General features: G+C 39.7%; 12 protein-coding genes. 11 read left to right on the top strand and 1 reads right to left on the bottom strand.

Going from position 1 to position 13,589, the window contains the following annotated elements; translation table 11 throughout:
- The first annotated feature begins 42 nt into the window (after positions 1-42).
- From HMPREF9448_RS07940 to HMPREF9448_RS14440, 11 genes are all read left to right on the top strand, one after another.
- A complete protein-coding gene (locus tag HMPREF9448_RS07940; protein ID WP_008862082.1) occupies positions 43-1,026 on the top strand; it encodes a vWA domain-containing protein in 984 nt (327 codons plus the stop codon).
- A gap of 13 nt (positions 1,027-1,039) precedes the next feature.
- Positions 1,040-2,062, top strand: a complete 1,023-nt coding sequence (locus HMPREF9448_RS07935) for a vWA domain-containing protein (protein ID WP_008862081.1) — start codon at positions 1,040-1,042, stop codon at positions 2,060-2,062.
- A 12-nt stretch (positions 2,063-2,074) separates the two neighbouring features.
- The gene (locus tag HMPREF9448_RS07930) at positions 2,075-2,866 is read left to right on the top strand and encodes a tetratricopeptide repeat protein (protein ID WP_008862080.1); all 792 of its coding nucleotides are present in this window, start codon (positions 2,075-2,077) and stop codon (positions 2,864-2,866) included.
- Positions 2,867-2,895: 29 nt separating this feature from the next.
- Positions 2,896-4,695: a BatD family protein gene (locus HMPREF9448_RS07925; protein WP_008862079.1), complete on the top strand. Its 1,800-nt coding sequence runs from the start codon at positions 2,896-2,898 to the stop codon at positions 4,693-4,695.
- An 11-nt stretch (positions 4,696-4,706) separates the two neighbouring features.
- Positions 4,707-5,456 (top strand): tetratricopeptide repeat protein, encoded by a 750-nt coding sequence (locus HMPREF9448_RS07920; RefSeq protein ID WP_008862078.1) that lies wholly within the window; start codon positions 4,707-4,709, stop codon positions 5,454-5,456.
- A gap of 4 nt (positions 5,457-5,460) precedes the next feature.
- Positions 5,461-6,153 (top strand): phosphatase PAP2 family protein, encoded by a 693-nt coding sequence (locus HMPREF9448_RS07915; protein WP_008862077.1) that lies wholly within the window; start codon positions 5,461-5,463, stop codon positions 6,151-6,153.
- A 115-nt stretch (positions 6,154-6,268) separates the two neighbouring features.
- Entirely contained in the window at positions 6,269-6,526 is a 258-nt protein-coding gene (locus tag HMPREF9448_RS07910; RefSeq protein ID WP_008862076.1) for a hypothetical protein, read from the top strand.
- A 16-nt stretch (positions 6,527-6,542) separates the two neighbouring features.
- Positions 6,543-7,652 carry a universal stress protein gene (locus HMPREF9448_RS07905; protein WP_008862075.1) on the top strand — a complete coding sequence of 370 codons (1,110 nt, stop codon included), beginning with the start codon at positions 6,543-6,545 and terminating at the stop codon, positions 7,650-7,652.
- Between the two features lie 209 nt (positions 7,653-7,861).
- A complete protein-coding gene (locus tag HMPREF9448_RS07900; RefSeq protein ID WP_008862074.1) occupies positions 7,862-8,131 on the top strand; it encodes a co-chaperone GroES in 270 nt (89 codons plus the stop codon).
- A 35-nt stretch (positions 8,132-8,166) separates the two neighbouring features.
- A complete protein-coding gene (gene groL / locus HMPREF9448_RS07895; RefSeq protein WP_008862073.1) occupies positions 8,167-9,804 on the top strand; it encodes a chaperonin GroEL in 1,638 nt (545 codons plus the stop codon).
- 103 nt (positions 9,805-9,907) lie between these two features.
- Entirely contained in the window at positions 9,908-10,270 is a 363-nt protein-coding gene (locus HMPREF9448_RS14440; RefSeq protein ID WP_083855855.1) for a YbaN family protein, read from the top strand.
- A gap of 56 nt (positions 10,271-10,326) precedes the next feature.
- Here the strand turns inward: HMPREF9448_RS14440 and carB are convergent, their stop codons facing one another.
- The gene (carB, locus tag HMPREF9448_RS07890; RefSeq protein WP_008862071.1) at positions 10,327-13,578 is read right to left on the bottom strand and encodes a carbamoyl-phosphate synthase (glutamine-hydrolyzing) large subunit; all 3,252 of its coding nucleotides are present in this window, start codon (positions 13,576-13,578) and stop codon (positions 10,327-10,329) included.
- Positions 13,579-13,589 lie beyond the last annotated feature (11 nt).

The following is a 13,589-nucleotide window of genomic DNA, read 5'->3' as shown; positions in this document are numbered from 1 at the left end:
TGTTGAACGAAGGTTGATAACAGCCTTTAAAATAATTTGAAAATGGTATTTGCGAATCCTTTATATTTACTTCTGTTGTTATTGATTATACCGGTAATAGCATGGTATATTCTTAAACAGAAGCGTATGCAGGCTGCACTACAAGTCTCTACGACACAGCCATTCGATAAAATGCCGCGTACATACAAAATTTACCTGCGACATTTCAATTTTGTTTTGCGCGTTTTGGCAGTGGTTCTTTTGATTATTGCATTAGCTCGTCCCCAATCTACCGATAGCTGGCAAAATTCCTCTACCGAAGGAGTGGATATAGTGCTTGCCCTTGACATTTCTGGAAGTATGTTAGCCCGCGATTTCAAACCGGATAGAGTAGAGGCGGCAAAAGATGTAGCTGCACAGTTTGTTTCCGGGAGAGAGCACGACAATATAGGCTTGGTGATCTTCGCTGGGGAAAGTTTTACCATGTGTCCGATGACAACAGATCATGCCGTCCTTCTTAATTTAATGAAAGATGTTCATTGCGGTATGGTCGACGATGGAACCGCAATCGGTGATGGTTTGGCAACCGCTATTAACAGAATAAAAGACGGACCAGCCAAATCGAAGACAATCATACTGCTGACCGATGGTACGAACAATGCCGGTGACATTGCGCCGGCGACTGCGGCACAAATAGCGAAGTCGTTTGGAATCCACGTTTATACGATAGGGGTGGGAACAAAAGGATTAGCATCTACACCGGTTCAGACACCGTATGGCATTACATATCAGAATATGCCGGTCGAAATGGACGAGGAAGCCTTGAAGCAAATTGCAGAGACAGCAGACGGAAAATATTTCAGGGCAACGAACAAAAACGTCCTCAAAGGTATTTTTGAGGAAATAGATAAATTGGAGAAAACGAAGCTAACAGTTAAAGAATTCAGTGTAAAAGAGGAAGAATACACTATTTGGGCATTAATGGCTCTCTTATGCTTAGGTTTGGAAATTGTTCTTCGTCATACGTTATTGAAAAATATTCCTTAAACAGAAGTTGATTATGTTTCGATTTGCACAACCTGAATACCTATATTTATTGATCATTGTTCCTATATTGTGGGGACTGTTTATCTATGGGCGTTATCGGTCTCGACGTAATTTGGCCAAGTACGGCAATCCGTCGGTGCTGGCTCCTTTGATGACCGATGTCTCAAAATATAAACCGTGGATTAAATTTATTATTCAACAATTGGCGTTTATTGTCATTGTATTTATGTTGGCGCGGCCCCAGTTCGGTTCTAAACTCGAAACCGTAAAGAAACAAGGCGTCGAAATTATGATAGCGCTAGACGTCTCCAATTCGATGATGGCGAAGGATATAGCGCCTAATCGATTGGAAAAAGCAAAGATGATGTTGTCAAAACTCGTAGATGAATTGGACAACGACAAGATAGGTCTTATTGTTTTTGCAGGAGATGCTTATACTCAGTTACCGATTACATCGGATTTTGTGTCGGCTAAAATGTTTTTGAATACCATTAATCCTAATATGGTTCCGACACAAGGTACAGCTATTGGTCGGGCTATTTCTACTGCGATGAATTCATTTACACCCAATGAAGGGGTAGATAAAGCAATCATTGTCATAACCGATGCAGAAAATCATGAAGACGATGCTGTTCAAATGGCAAAAGCTGCGGCCGAAAAAAATATTAAAGTAGATGTAATCGGTATCGGGTCGTTGGAAGGTGTTCCTATCCCGACCGGGAACAGTGAAAATAACTTTATTAAAGACAGAGATGGTAATGTAGTTATTTCGAAATTGAACGAGTCTCTCGGCCAAGAAATAGCAAAGGCAGGAACTGGTATTTATGTTCGAGCCGATAATACCAATAGTGCATTGAGAGCCTTGACCTCAGAAGTAAAGAAAATGAAAAAAGCCGATATTGAGAGTAAGGTCTATTCGCAATATGATGAACAATTTCAGGGGCTGGCGTGGATAGCATTGTTATTATTAATAGTAGATGTGTTTATTGTAGACAGAAAGAACAGTTGGTTAAAAAAGATAACCTTCTTTTCATAAATATGTTGAGATATGAAATCTATCAGATATATAATGTATTTTGTGTTGATGAGCATGACAATGAGTTTGCTCGCACAAGAGAATGCACAGGCTGTTGCGCAAGGTGAAAATAAAATAGATGAAAAAGTCGAACGCAATACGATTAGAAAAGGGAACGGATTATTTAACGATAAAAAATATACCGAAGCTGAGATCGAATACCGTAAAGCTCTGGAAGCTAACCCTTCGTCGGAAATTGCAACATACAATTTAGGTGCGGCGCTTTACAAACAGCAGAAATGGAATGATTCTCGCAACGAATATAGAAAAATCGTACAAGCATCGTCCGATTCTTTACGAGCAGCACACGCTTGGCATAATCTTGGAAACATATCGTTCCAAGAAAAAAATTATGCTCAAAGTATAGAAGAATATAAAAATGCTCTCCGACGAAATCCGAAGGACGACGAGACGCGTTACAACCTCAGACTGGCACAATTGCTGTTAAAGAAACAACAACAAGAGCAACAAAATCAAGATAAAAACGACGACAAAGACCAGCAAGATAAGAACAAAGATCAACAAAAAGACCAAAAGCAAGATCAACAAGAGCAAAACAACAATCAAAATAACCAAGATAAAAATAAAGATCAACAAGAACAAAATAAACCACAGCAGCAACAACCACAACAATCTCAAATGTCGAAAGAGAATGCACAACAAATTCTCGATGCGATTCAACAGGACGAACGAGATACACAAGAAAAAGTCCAAAAAGCGCTGATGCAGCAACAAAAACGTAGAAAGACCGATAAAGAATGGTAGAATCATATAACATAGTTATATAAATAGTTATGAGAAGATATTTAATAATGTTTGGGGCTTTGGTCTGTATGGCAACTCTGTGGGCCGATAATGTGCGGTTTGCAGTAGATGGCCCCAGACAAGTGATACAAGGGCAACAATTCCAATTGGAATATACTTTGTATAATGCATCAGGTAAAGATTTGAGGTTACCTGAATTTTCTGGCTGTAAAGTATTATATCAAGGAACGAGCTCAGGCACGAGTGTATCTGTTGTAAACGGTAATGTCGATAGACAAACAACAGAAACACATGTAATTACTTTGAGAGCGGAAAAAGAAGGTAGCTACACTTTTGCACCGGCTACAATCTCGGCCGATGGGCGTACTTTTTCTACCAATACATGGAAGTTAACGATACTTCCTCCCGATAAAACATCGTCCTCGGCAGGCGGTGCTTCGAGACAGTCAATGGGAGAAGATGCTGGAAATACGGAATTATTTATTCGAACCGTACTTTCGAAGACAAAAGTATATGAACAAGAAGCATTGCTGGCAACGATAAAATTATACACTCGGGCATCGGGTGTACAAGCAGAGAATTATAGCTTCCCTTCATTCGAAGGATTTGTGGTACAAGATATAGACTTACCTCAAAACACGTCGTTCGAATTGGAAAATTACAATGGGGTGAACTATAAAATGGCGATTTTGAAACAATGCCTTTTGTTCCCTCAACGTACCGGGAAAATAACTATAAATCCGGGAAAATTCGAATTTCAAGTAGAAACATACCAACTCGTTAATGGACCGTTCGGCCCGATGAGAGTTCCACAAGGGGTAAGTCGATCTGTTAGTTCGAATGCTGCTTCTGTCGAAGTAATGCCTCTACCAGCGGGTAAACCGGTCTCATTTATGGGAGGAGTAGGTAATTTTACATTGAGTAGCTCGATTAGTTCTACACATGTGAAAGCAAATGAAGCAATAACTTTAAAATTGATATTCAAGGGTTCGGGAAATTTGAAATATATGAAAAATCCCGATTTGAAATTACCCAACGATTTCGATACTTACGACCCCAAAGTAGATGTTTCGGTAAAAGCTACGACAGGAGGAGTTAGTGGTACTCGGACGGTAGAATATACTACGATTCCTCGTTTTGCGGGTAAATTCAAAATACCGGCAGTAGAGTTCTCCTATTTCGATACAAAATCCAAACAATATAAAACTTTACATACAGAAGAGTACGAGATTACAGTCGAAAAAGGTGCTTCTGGTGAAGGTGGAAAAACCGTTTCTAATTTTTCCAACAAAGAAGATTTAAAATTACTGAACCGAGACATTCACTACATTAAATTAAACAAGATGAACTTGGTGCAGACTCCTTCGATATATGTAGATAATTGGAAATATTGGTTATGGTATATTTTACCGTCATTAGCTTTTTGTATTTTTGTACTTATAAATCGCAAACAAGCAAAAGCGAATGCCAATGTCGCTCTGATGAAAAACAAAAAGGCCAATAAGGTCGCATTGAAGCGATTGAAAGTTGCAGGGAAATATCTGAAAAATCATGACAAAGAACATTTTTACGACGAAGTACTCAAAGCCATATGGGGATATTTGAGCGATAAACTCAGCCTGCCGCTTTCTGAACTTACTAAGGACAATGTTGCAACTGAGCTGGAAAAATATGGGGCAGGAGAAGATCTAATATCTACGTTTAATGATATCCTGAGTCGATGTGAGTTCGCTCAATATGCACCGGCACAGTCAAATGAAACTATGGAGGAGTTATATTCACAAACTCTCGATGCTATAAGCAGAATGGAAAATACAGTAAAAAAGTAAAATAGGGAAAAATGAAAAAGATATATATTTATTTACTTTTTGTAGTTATAGGAATATCGCCTATATATAGCCAGACAACTTTGACACAAGCCAATGAAGCTTATGGGCAGGAAGATTACATTAAGGCAATAGAATTATATGAGCAGACATTAAGAGAACAAGGCGTATCGTCCGATTTATATTATAATTTAGGCAATGCTTACTATAAACACAATGAGTTTGCGAAAGCAATACTAAATTACGAACGAGCTCTATTACTGAATCCCGGTAATGAAGATGCCCGTTTTAACTTAGAGATGGCCAATACCCACATCGTTGATAAAATCGATCCGGTAGGTAAGTTCTTTCTTTCCGTATGGATAGATTCATTACGCAATTTTTTGTCATCGAATACATGGGCTGTCATAGGAATAGTTTCATTTCTATTGTTTATCGGAGGTTTGTATTTATATCTGTTCTCCAAATCTGTCAAAGCAAAGAAATTCGGTTTTTTTGGAGGAATTATACTTTTCTTGATTGCTGTTCTTGCCAATTGGTTTGCATGGGGATTGAATAGTAAGTTAAAAGCCCGCAGTGAAGCCATCGTATTTGCTGCGACTGTTCCGGTAAAAAGTTCTCCGGCAGAAAGTGGAACAGACCTCTTTATTTTACATGAAGGGACTAAGGTCTCTATATTAAGTAAATTGGGAGACTGGTCCGAGGTCAAGATAAGTGACGGAAATCGCGGGTGGTTACCCTCTTCGTCAATAGAAATTATCTAATTCTATGTCGATACTCCAACAATTAATAGAATGGGATAAAGAATTATTACTATTTTTAAATAGTATGCATACCCCGTTTGGAGATAAATTCATGTGGGTATATACAGGAAAATACACATGGATACCTTTGATATTATCTCTTCTATTTGTCCTATTCAGAAAAAATTGGAAAGAAGCTCTATTGGTCTGTGTAGCTCTCGCAATAACCATTACATGCTGCGACCAGTTCGCCTCTACTTTGTGTAAACCTTACTTCGCCAGATTGAGACCAGCCCGTGATCCTGAATTATCCGAATTTGTGCAAATAGTAAATGGTTATAGAGGCGGACGTTATGGATTCATATCCAGCCATGCTGCGAATAGTTTCGGAGCAGTGGTTCTGTTATCCATGATTTTTCGGAATAAATTTTTTGCATTCACATCGCTCCTTTGGGCTATCGTAAATTGCTATTCACGCATATATTTAGGCGTTCATTATCCGGGTGATATCTTAGCGGGGATAATTTCGGGAACAATTATTGCTGTCATAATTTGTATTGTATTAAATGGATTCCGAAGTTTTTTGTTAAATAAAAAATTCTTGAACAATAGGGAATCGCCATACATAAAAGATCCCGATATACGAATAACGACGGGAGTAATCTATTTAAGTGTACTCTGCATAGCTGTTTATGCCTTGATTGCAACATATTCTTGATGCTTCATAAAATTTTACTCACAAAATTTGGATATAAAGAAAATAGAGCATAAATTTATTGCGTATTCAATTGAGTACAATTAACCAAATAATTAACCATAAAAACATTACCCTTATGACTAAGACAATCACATTTAACGAACTTCGTCGCATCAAAGACAGTTTGCCAGATGGTTCAATGCATAGAATAGCAGATGAGTTGAATGTTACCACACAGACCGTACGTAACTATTTCGGAGGCAGTAATTATTCATTTGGGAAAAATTGCGGCCTTCACATAGAACCGGGGCCCGACGGGGGAATCGTAGTCCTTGATAATACGCAAATATACGATATGGCAATTCGTATTCTTGAAGAAGAAAATAAAAAATAAAAGGGATAAATTGACAATGAAAAAAGACAGGTTGATAACGTTGGCGATTCATACTTATCCAAAGGCTCTTATTTTAAAGGGCGTTTTGGAAAGTCAAGGAATAGCTGTCGTAATTCAGAATGTCAATTTATTAAAACCAGTTATATCTCCGGGGGTGCGAGTGCGAATTCATGAGAAAGATTTGCCTCACGCCCTCGAGATTTTAGAAACCGATCCAGTGTTTGGAAAATCAGAAATTTCTGACAAACCACAGAAAAATAGGATTCTTATACCTATCGATTTCTCTGATTATTCTTTACAGGCATGTCGATTAGGTTTTGATTTTGCGGCTACCCATCAAGCAGAAGTTGTATTACTACATACTTTTTTATCTCCTTTCTCCACAGGGTCACTCTCCTTGACAGAGACAATCTCCTATGAATTAAAAGAGAGTGAAGAACATAAACTATTATTCGCAAAGGCCAATCGGGAGATGGCAAACTTTTGCGAAAAATTGCAGCGATTGATGACAGATGGAGATTTTCCTTTTGCACCATTCATTTATAGGGTGTGTGAAGGTGTCCCTGAAGATACGATAATCTTAATGGCTAAGGAGTTGAATCCATCGCTCATAGTCATGGGTTCAAGGGGAAAAACTCGTAAAGAGATCGATCTAATAGGGAGTGTCACGGCAGAAGTAGTAGATTCCGGTAATTTCCCGGTGTTCGCTGTCCCAGAAGGATTTACTCATACTTGTATGAACGAAATAAAAAACATTGCTTTTTTTACTAATTTCGATCAACAGGATTTAATCTCTCTGGACACGTTCATGCGTTTATTCGAAAACTATTCGTTTGGTATAATGTTTTTACACTTAACGGAAAAAAGCGATGCATGGACAGAAATTAAATTAGCTGGTATTCGAGACTACTGTCAATCTCATTATCCGGGAAGAGAAATAGATTATAAGATTATCGGTGAGGAAAATTTTTTAGATAACGTAGAAAAACTTTTTCATGAATCGGCCATAGATGTTATGGTTGTTCCCAATCGTAAACGAAATATATTTGCACGTCTTTTCAATCCGAGTATCGCTCACAAAATGTTATTTCACACCGACACTCCATTAATAGCCATTCCTTCTTGAATAAATTTTCGACAATGACACCTGTTCTTTCTAAGTGAAAAGAGGAGGAATCTTTGTCAGTAATTATTTCGACGCCACAATTCTCAGGTGACGTTTTGTCAGATTTTAAGCAAATAAATCTTTTGGCATAGATTTGGATATATATATAATGTTCTCACGAAAGCGAGAACATTATATATAAAACGAAACATTAACTAAAATAAAAAACGATGAAGATTAAACCATTAGCAGACAGAGTATTGGTACTTCCAGCTCCCGCAGAAGAAAAAACAATCGGTGGTATTATTATCCCCGATTCGGCAAAGGAAAAACCCCTCAAAGGTAAAGTGATCGCCATTGGTAATGGTACGAAGGACGAAGAAATGGTGGTAAAACCCGACGATACTGTTTTATATGGCAAATATGCAGGTACCGAAATCGAGTTAGATGGTGAGAAATATCTGATCATGAAACAATCCGATATTTTAGCTATTCTTTAATGTGTTTAATGTTTAACTTTATTAGGTAAAAAACTATGGCAAAAGAAATTAAATTCAATATTCAAGCTCGTGAAGAATTGAAAAAAGGAGTCGATGAATTGGCAGATGCCGTTAAAGTCACTCTCGGTCCTAAGGGACGTAATGTAATTATTGAGAAAAAGTTTGGTGCTCCTCATATTACAAAAGATGGTGTGACAGTTGCCAAAGAAATAGAATTAGAAGACCCATTTCAAAACATGGGTGCTCAATTGGTAAAAGAAGTTGCCTCTAAAACAGGCGATGATGCCGGTGACGGAACAACGACAGCAACAGTATTGGCACAAGCCATCGTAAACGTAGGACTTAAAAACGTAGCTGCCGGAGCCAACCCCATGGATTTGAAGCGAGGCATCGACAAAGCCGTAGCCAAAGTGGTAGAAGGTATCAAGGCTCAGGCTCAGGAAGTGGGCGACGATTTTGAGAAAATCGAATCGGTTGCTCGTATCTCGGCCAATAACGATAGCGAGATTGGTCAGCTCATTGCCGAGGCTATGAAGAAAGTGAAGAAAGAAGGTGTTATCACGGTAGAAGAGGCCAAAGGTACCGATACGACTGTCGATATTGTAGAAGGTATGCAGTTCGACCGAGGATATATTTCTCCTTACTTCGTTACGAATACCGAGAAAATGGAGTGCGAAATGGATACTCCGTATATTTTGATCTACGACAAAAAGATTTCTGCCTTGAAAGATATGCTTCCCGTTCTTGAAGCTACGGCACAAACTGGTCGTCCTTTACTGATTATAGCAGAAGATGTTGATAGTGAGGCTTTGGCAACTTTGGTTGTAAACCGTTTGCGCGGGTCTCTCAAAATCTGTGCTGTAAAAGCTCCCGGATTCGGGGATCGTCGTAAAGAAATGCTCGAAGACATAGCTGTTTTGACAGGTGGTGTAGTTATTTCTGAAGAAAAAGGATTGAAATTGGAATCGACGACAATCGAAATGTTAGGTCGTGCTGAAAAGATTACGGTAAACAAAGAGAATACCACGATTGTCAACGGTATGGGAAGCAAAGATTCCATCGCTGCACGCGTTGCCCAAATCAAAGCCCAAATAGAAACGACAACCTCCGATTATGATCGTGAGAAACTGCAAGAACGTTTAGCCAAATTAGCCGGTGGAGTCGCAGTTCTCTATATTGGAGCCGCTTCCGAAGTCGAAATGAAAGAGAAAAAAGACCGTGTAGACGATGCGTTAAGCGCTACAAGAGCAGCTATTGCCGAGGGCATCGTTCCGGGTGGAGGTGTTGCATACATTCGTTGTATCCCCGCATTAGATGGTTTAAAGGGAGCAAATGAAGATGAAACGACAGGTATTGAAATTGTAAAAAGAGCCATAGAAGAACCTCTTCGCCAAATTACCGCTAACGCCGGAGTGGAAGGGGCTGTTGTTGTTCAAAAGGTTAAAGACGGAGAAGGAGATTTTGGATACAACGCCCGTACAGATACCTATGAAAATTTCTTTGCAGCAGGCGTTATTGACCCGGCTAAGGTAACTCGTGTAGCTCTGGAAAATGCAGCCTCTATCGCAGGCATGTTCTTGACAACAGAATGTGTGATTGCCGATAAGAAAGAGGAAAATCCTGCACCCGCTATGCCGGCTCCCGGAATGGGCGGCATGGGTGGAATGATGTAATTCCTCGATTTCCTGACAAATAATAAGAAAGGGAATATCTGAAAAGATACTCCCTTTCTTATTATTTATAAAGCATATTCGATATTTATTGTATTTTTGTGATGTGAAAGTCATATATATCGTTTTAGGAAGTATCTCTCTCTGTTTAGGAGTTATGGGGATTTTTCTACCTTTATTACCTACAACACCATTTCTTTTGTTATCTAGTATTTTATGGTTTCGTGGTTCCCCGCGACTATATAAGTGGCTATTGAATCATAAACAGTTGGGGCCATACATTCGAAATTTCATGGAAAACAAAGCTATCCCTCTACGAGTAAAGGTTATCTCCGTTTCATTAGTTTGGCTGACTTTGCTGTATTGTTCATTTTTCATGACTGGAAATATATGGTTAGCAACTCTTTTTATAGTTTTAGCGATAGGCATAACTTGGCATATTCTTTCATATAAAACATTGAGTAAATAAAAAATAGGGTATCTTTATTGGACACCCTATTTTTATCTATCATCACTCTTTTATTTCTATTTATACTCGTCCCAACTTTTGATTTGTATATCATCGATACTCAAACTGCAAAATGCCTGAATAAATGCCGATGCCAACCGGGCATTCGTAATAAGCGGGATATTAAAGTCAATGGCGGCTCGGCGTATCTTATATCCGTTATCCAACTCTTTTTGAGTTAGATTCTTGGGAATATTGACTACCAAATCGATTTGTTTATTGTGCAACATTTCTAATGCCTGAGGCTCATGGTCACTTTCACTAGGCCAGTATACTTTCACCGCAGGAATGCCGTTATCGGTAAGGAATTGGTGAGTCCCTCCTGTTGCAAATAAATTATATCCCTTTTGATACAATAATTGCGCAGCTTCAAGCATATCGGCTTTCTGCTTTGTTGTTCCCGTTGAAAGTAAAATATTCTTTTGGGGTATTTGATATCCGACCGAAAGCATAGCCTTTAATACCGCTTCACTCGTATCGAGCCCTATACAACCGACCTCGCCGGTCGAAGCCATATCCACACCCAATACGGGGTCGGCCTTCTGCAACCGGGAGAACGAGAATTGAGATGCTTTAATCCCGACATAGTCTAAATCAAATTCGTTTTTATTCGGTTTTTCCACAGGAAGCCCCATCATTACTTTGGTAGCTAACTCGATAAAATTAATTTTCAATACTTTCGATACAAAAGGAAAGCTCCGAGAAGCTCTCAGGTTACACTCGATGACCTTGATATCGTTGTTTTTGGCTAAAAATTGAATATTGAAAGGCCCCGATATGTTAAGCGCCTGAGCAATCTGTCCGGCAACCTTCTTGATACGCCGCATAGTCTCGACATACAATTTTTGAGGTGGAAATTGTATGGTCGCATCACCAGAGTGAACACCGGCAAACTCAATATGCTCGGATATGGCATAAATCAGGACTTCACCATTACGGGCAACAGCGTCCATTTCTATTTCTTTGGCATTCTGAATAAATTCACTCACAACGACAGGGTGTTTTTTAGAAACATTAGCTGCCAGTTGTAGGAACTGCTCCAACTCCGTATTGTTCGAACAAACATTCATTGCCGCACCGGAAAGCACGTAAGAGGGGCGAACCAATACCGGATAACCGACTTCTTTCACGAAATCGTAAATATCTGACAACGAGGTTAGTTCTCGCCAACGGGGTTGGTCTATACCTAACGAGTCGAGCATAGAAGAGAACTTGTGACGGTCTTCTGCATTATCAATACTTTTGGCTGTCGTCCCCAATATATTAACATGCTGCTCGTCAAGGCGGGTAGCCAAATTGTTCGGTATTTGACCTCCGGTCGAAAGAATAACCCCATGAGGATTTTCCAATTCGAGAATATCCATTACCCGTTCAAAGGTCAATTCATCGAAATAGAGTCGGTCACACATATCGTAATCTGTCGAAACAGTCTCGGGATTGTAGTTTATCATTACACTCCGATAGCCCTCTTTACGTATTGTGTTCAACGCTTGGACTCCACACCAATCGAATTCCACCGAGGAACCTATACGGTAAGCGCCTGATCCCAATACGACAATAGATTTTTTGTCTCCGAGATATTTCACATCGTTGGCAATACCGCTATAAGTCAAATAAAGGTAATTGGTTTGAGCCGGATATTCGGCTGCCAACGTGTCGATCTGTTTTACAACAGGAACAATCCCCAATGATTTACGATATTCACGCACCCATTGCATATGGCAATCTTCCATTTTATCTTTCCAAATGGCTCGTGCTATTTGGAAATCGGAGAACCCTTGTATTTTCGCCCGACGTATCAATTCCGCCCCGGCCTTTTTATCGCTTTTGAATTGTGCGATCGATTCGTCGAGAGTTTCCAGCTCCTGAGCTGTACGAACAATGTTCATTAATTTTTGCAGGAACCAGCGATCTATTTTCGTTAATTCATGTATTTGATCGACGGTATACCCTGCACGCATGGCTTTGCTGATCACGAATATCCGCTTATCCGTCGGTTCATGCAATGCCTTGTCGATATCAGGAATAACCAAATCTTTATTTTCAACGAATCCATGCATTCCTTGACCAATCATACGGAGTCCTTTTTGAATGGCTTCCTCGAACGTTCTGCCGATAGCCATCACTTCTCCGACCGATTTCATACTTGATCCGAGCTCCCTGTCTACACCTTGAAATTTTCCCAAGTCCCAACGAGGAATTTTACATACGATATAATCAAGAGCTGGTTCAAAGAAAGCACTGGTCTCTTTGGTGACCGAGTTTTTCAAATCGAACAACCCGTATCCCAATCCCAATTTTGCTGCAACGAAAGCCAAAGGATATCCGGTAGCCTTAGAAGCCAAAGCCGACGAACGACTTAGCCGCGCATTCACTTCGATGACCCGATAGTCTTCCGATCTAGGATCGAACGCATATTGTACGTTGCATTCTCCGACAATACCGATATGGCGTATAATCCGTATGGCTAATTCGCGCAATTTATGATATTCGCTATTGGTTAATGTCTGAGAAGGCGCTACCACGATACTTTCGCCCGTATGAATCCCCAACGGGTCGAAATTTTCCATATTACATACTGTAATACAGTTGTCGTAACGATCTCGAACGACTTCATATTCTATTTCTTTCCAGCCTTTCAGCGATTTCTCCACCAGTATTTGTGGAGAAAAGGAAAGCGCTTTTTCCGCTTTTACACGCAATTCTTCCTCGTTATCGCAGAAACCGCTGCCTAATCCTCCTAATGCATAGGCCGCTCTGATAATAATAGGATAACCCAACTCGGAGGCGGCCTTCGCTGCATCTTCTATCGAATTGACAGCCTCGCTTTTAATGGTTTTAACATCAATCTCATCTAACTTTTTAACGAAAAGTTCCCGGTCTTCGGTATCCATAATCGCTTGAACCGGAGTTCCCAAAACTTGTACGTTATACTTTTCTAATATTCCAGATTGATAGAGTTGAACACCGCAGTTGAGAGCTGTTTGTCCCCCGAAAGCCAGAAGTATCCCTTCGGGTTTTTCTTTTTGAATGACACGTTCTACAAAATAGGGGGTAACCGGCAGAAAATAAATTTTATCTGCCACTCCTTCCGAAGTTTGTACCGTCGCAATATTGGGATTAATAAGAATAGTCGTGATACCCTCTTCTTTGAGCGCTTTCAATGCCTGTGACCCAGAATAGTCAAATTCACCCGCTTCACCTATTTTCAAGGCTCCGGAGCCCAACAATAATACTTTTTTGATTTTCTTTATTTCAGCTTGATTCATAAGGCTTTTTA

Source organism: Barnesiella intestinihominis YIT 11860 (genome assembly GCF_000296465.1).
In the GTDB taxonomy this organism is placed as follows: Bacteria; Bacteroidota; Bacteroidia; order Bacteroidales; family Barnesiellaceae; genus Barnesiella; species Barnesiella intestinihominis.
This window is presented reverse-complemented; position numbering and strand designations above follow the sequence as displayed.

Bases quoted from the DNA above. Each gene is read 5' to 3' on its own strand.
- HMPREF9448_RS07940 (WP_008862082.1), top strand. From the start codon at position 43: ATGGTATTTGCGAATCCTTTATATTTACTTCTGTTGTTATTGATTATA.
- HMPREF9448_RS07935 (WP_008862081.1), top strand. From the start codon at position 1,040: ATGTTTCGATTTGCACAACCTGAATACCTATATTTATTGATCATTGTT.
- HMPREF9448_RS07930 (WP_008862080.1), top strand. From the start codon at position 2,075: ATGAAATCTATCAGATATATAATGTATTTTGTGTTGATGAGCATGACA.
- HMPREF9448_RS07925 (WP_008862079.1), top strand. From the start codon at position 2,896: ATGAGAAGATATTTAATAATGTTTGGGGCTTTGGTCTGTATGGCAACT.
- HMPREF9448_RS07920 (WP_008862078.1), top strand. From the start codon at position 4,707: ATGAAAAAGATATATATTTATTTACTTTTTGTAGTTATAGGAATATCG.
- HMPREF9448_RS07915 (WP_008862077.1), top strand. From the start codon at position 5,461: ATGTCGATACTCCAACAATTAATAGAATGGGATAAAGAATTATTACTA.
- HMPREF9448_RS07910 (WP_008862076.1), top strand. From the start codon at position 6,269: ATGACTAAGACAATCACATTTAACGAACTTCGTCGCATCAAAGACAGT.
- HMPREF9448_RS07905 (WP_008862075.1), top strand. From the start codon at position 6,543: ATGAAAAAAGACAGGTTGATAACGTTGGCGATTCATACTTATCCAAAG.
- HMPREF9448_RS07900 (WP_008862074.1), top strand. From the start codon at position 7,862: ATGAAGATTAAACCATTAGCAGACAGAGTATTGGTACTTCCAGCTCCC.
- groL (WP_008862073.1), top strand. From the start codon at position 8,167: ATGGCAAAAGAAATTAAATTCAATATTCAAGCTCGTGAAGAATTGAAA.
- carB (WP_008862071.1), bottom strand. From the start codon at position 13,578: ATGAATCAAGCTGAAATAAAGAAAATCAAAAAAGTATTATTGTTGGGC.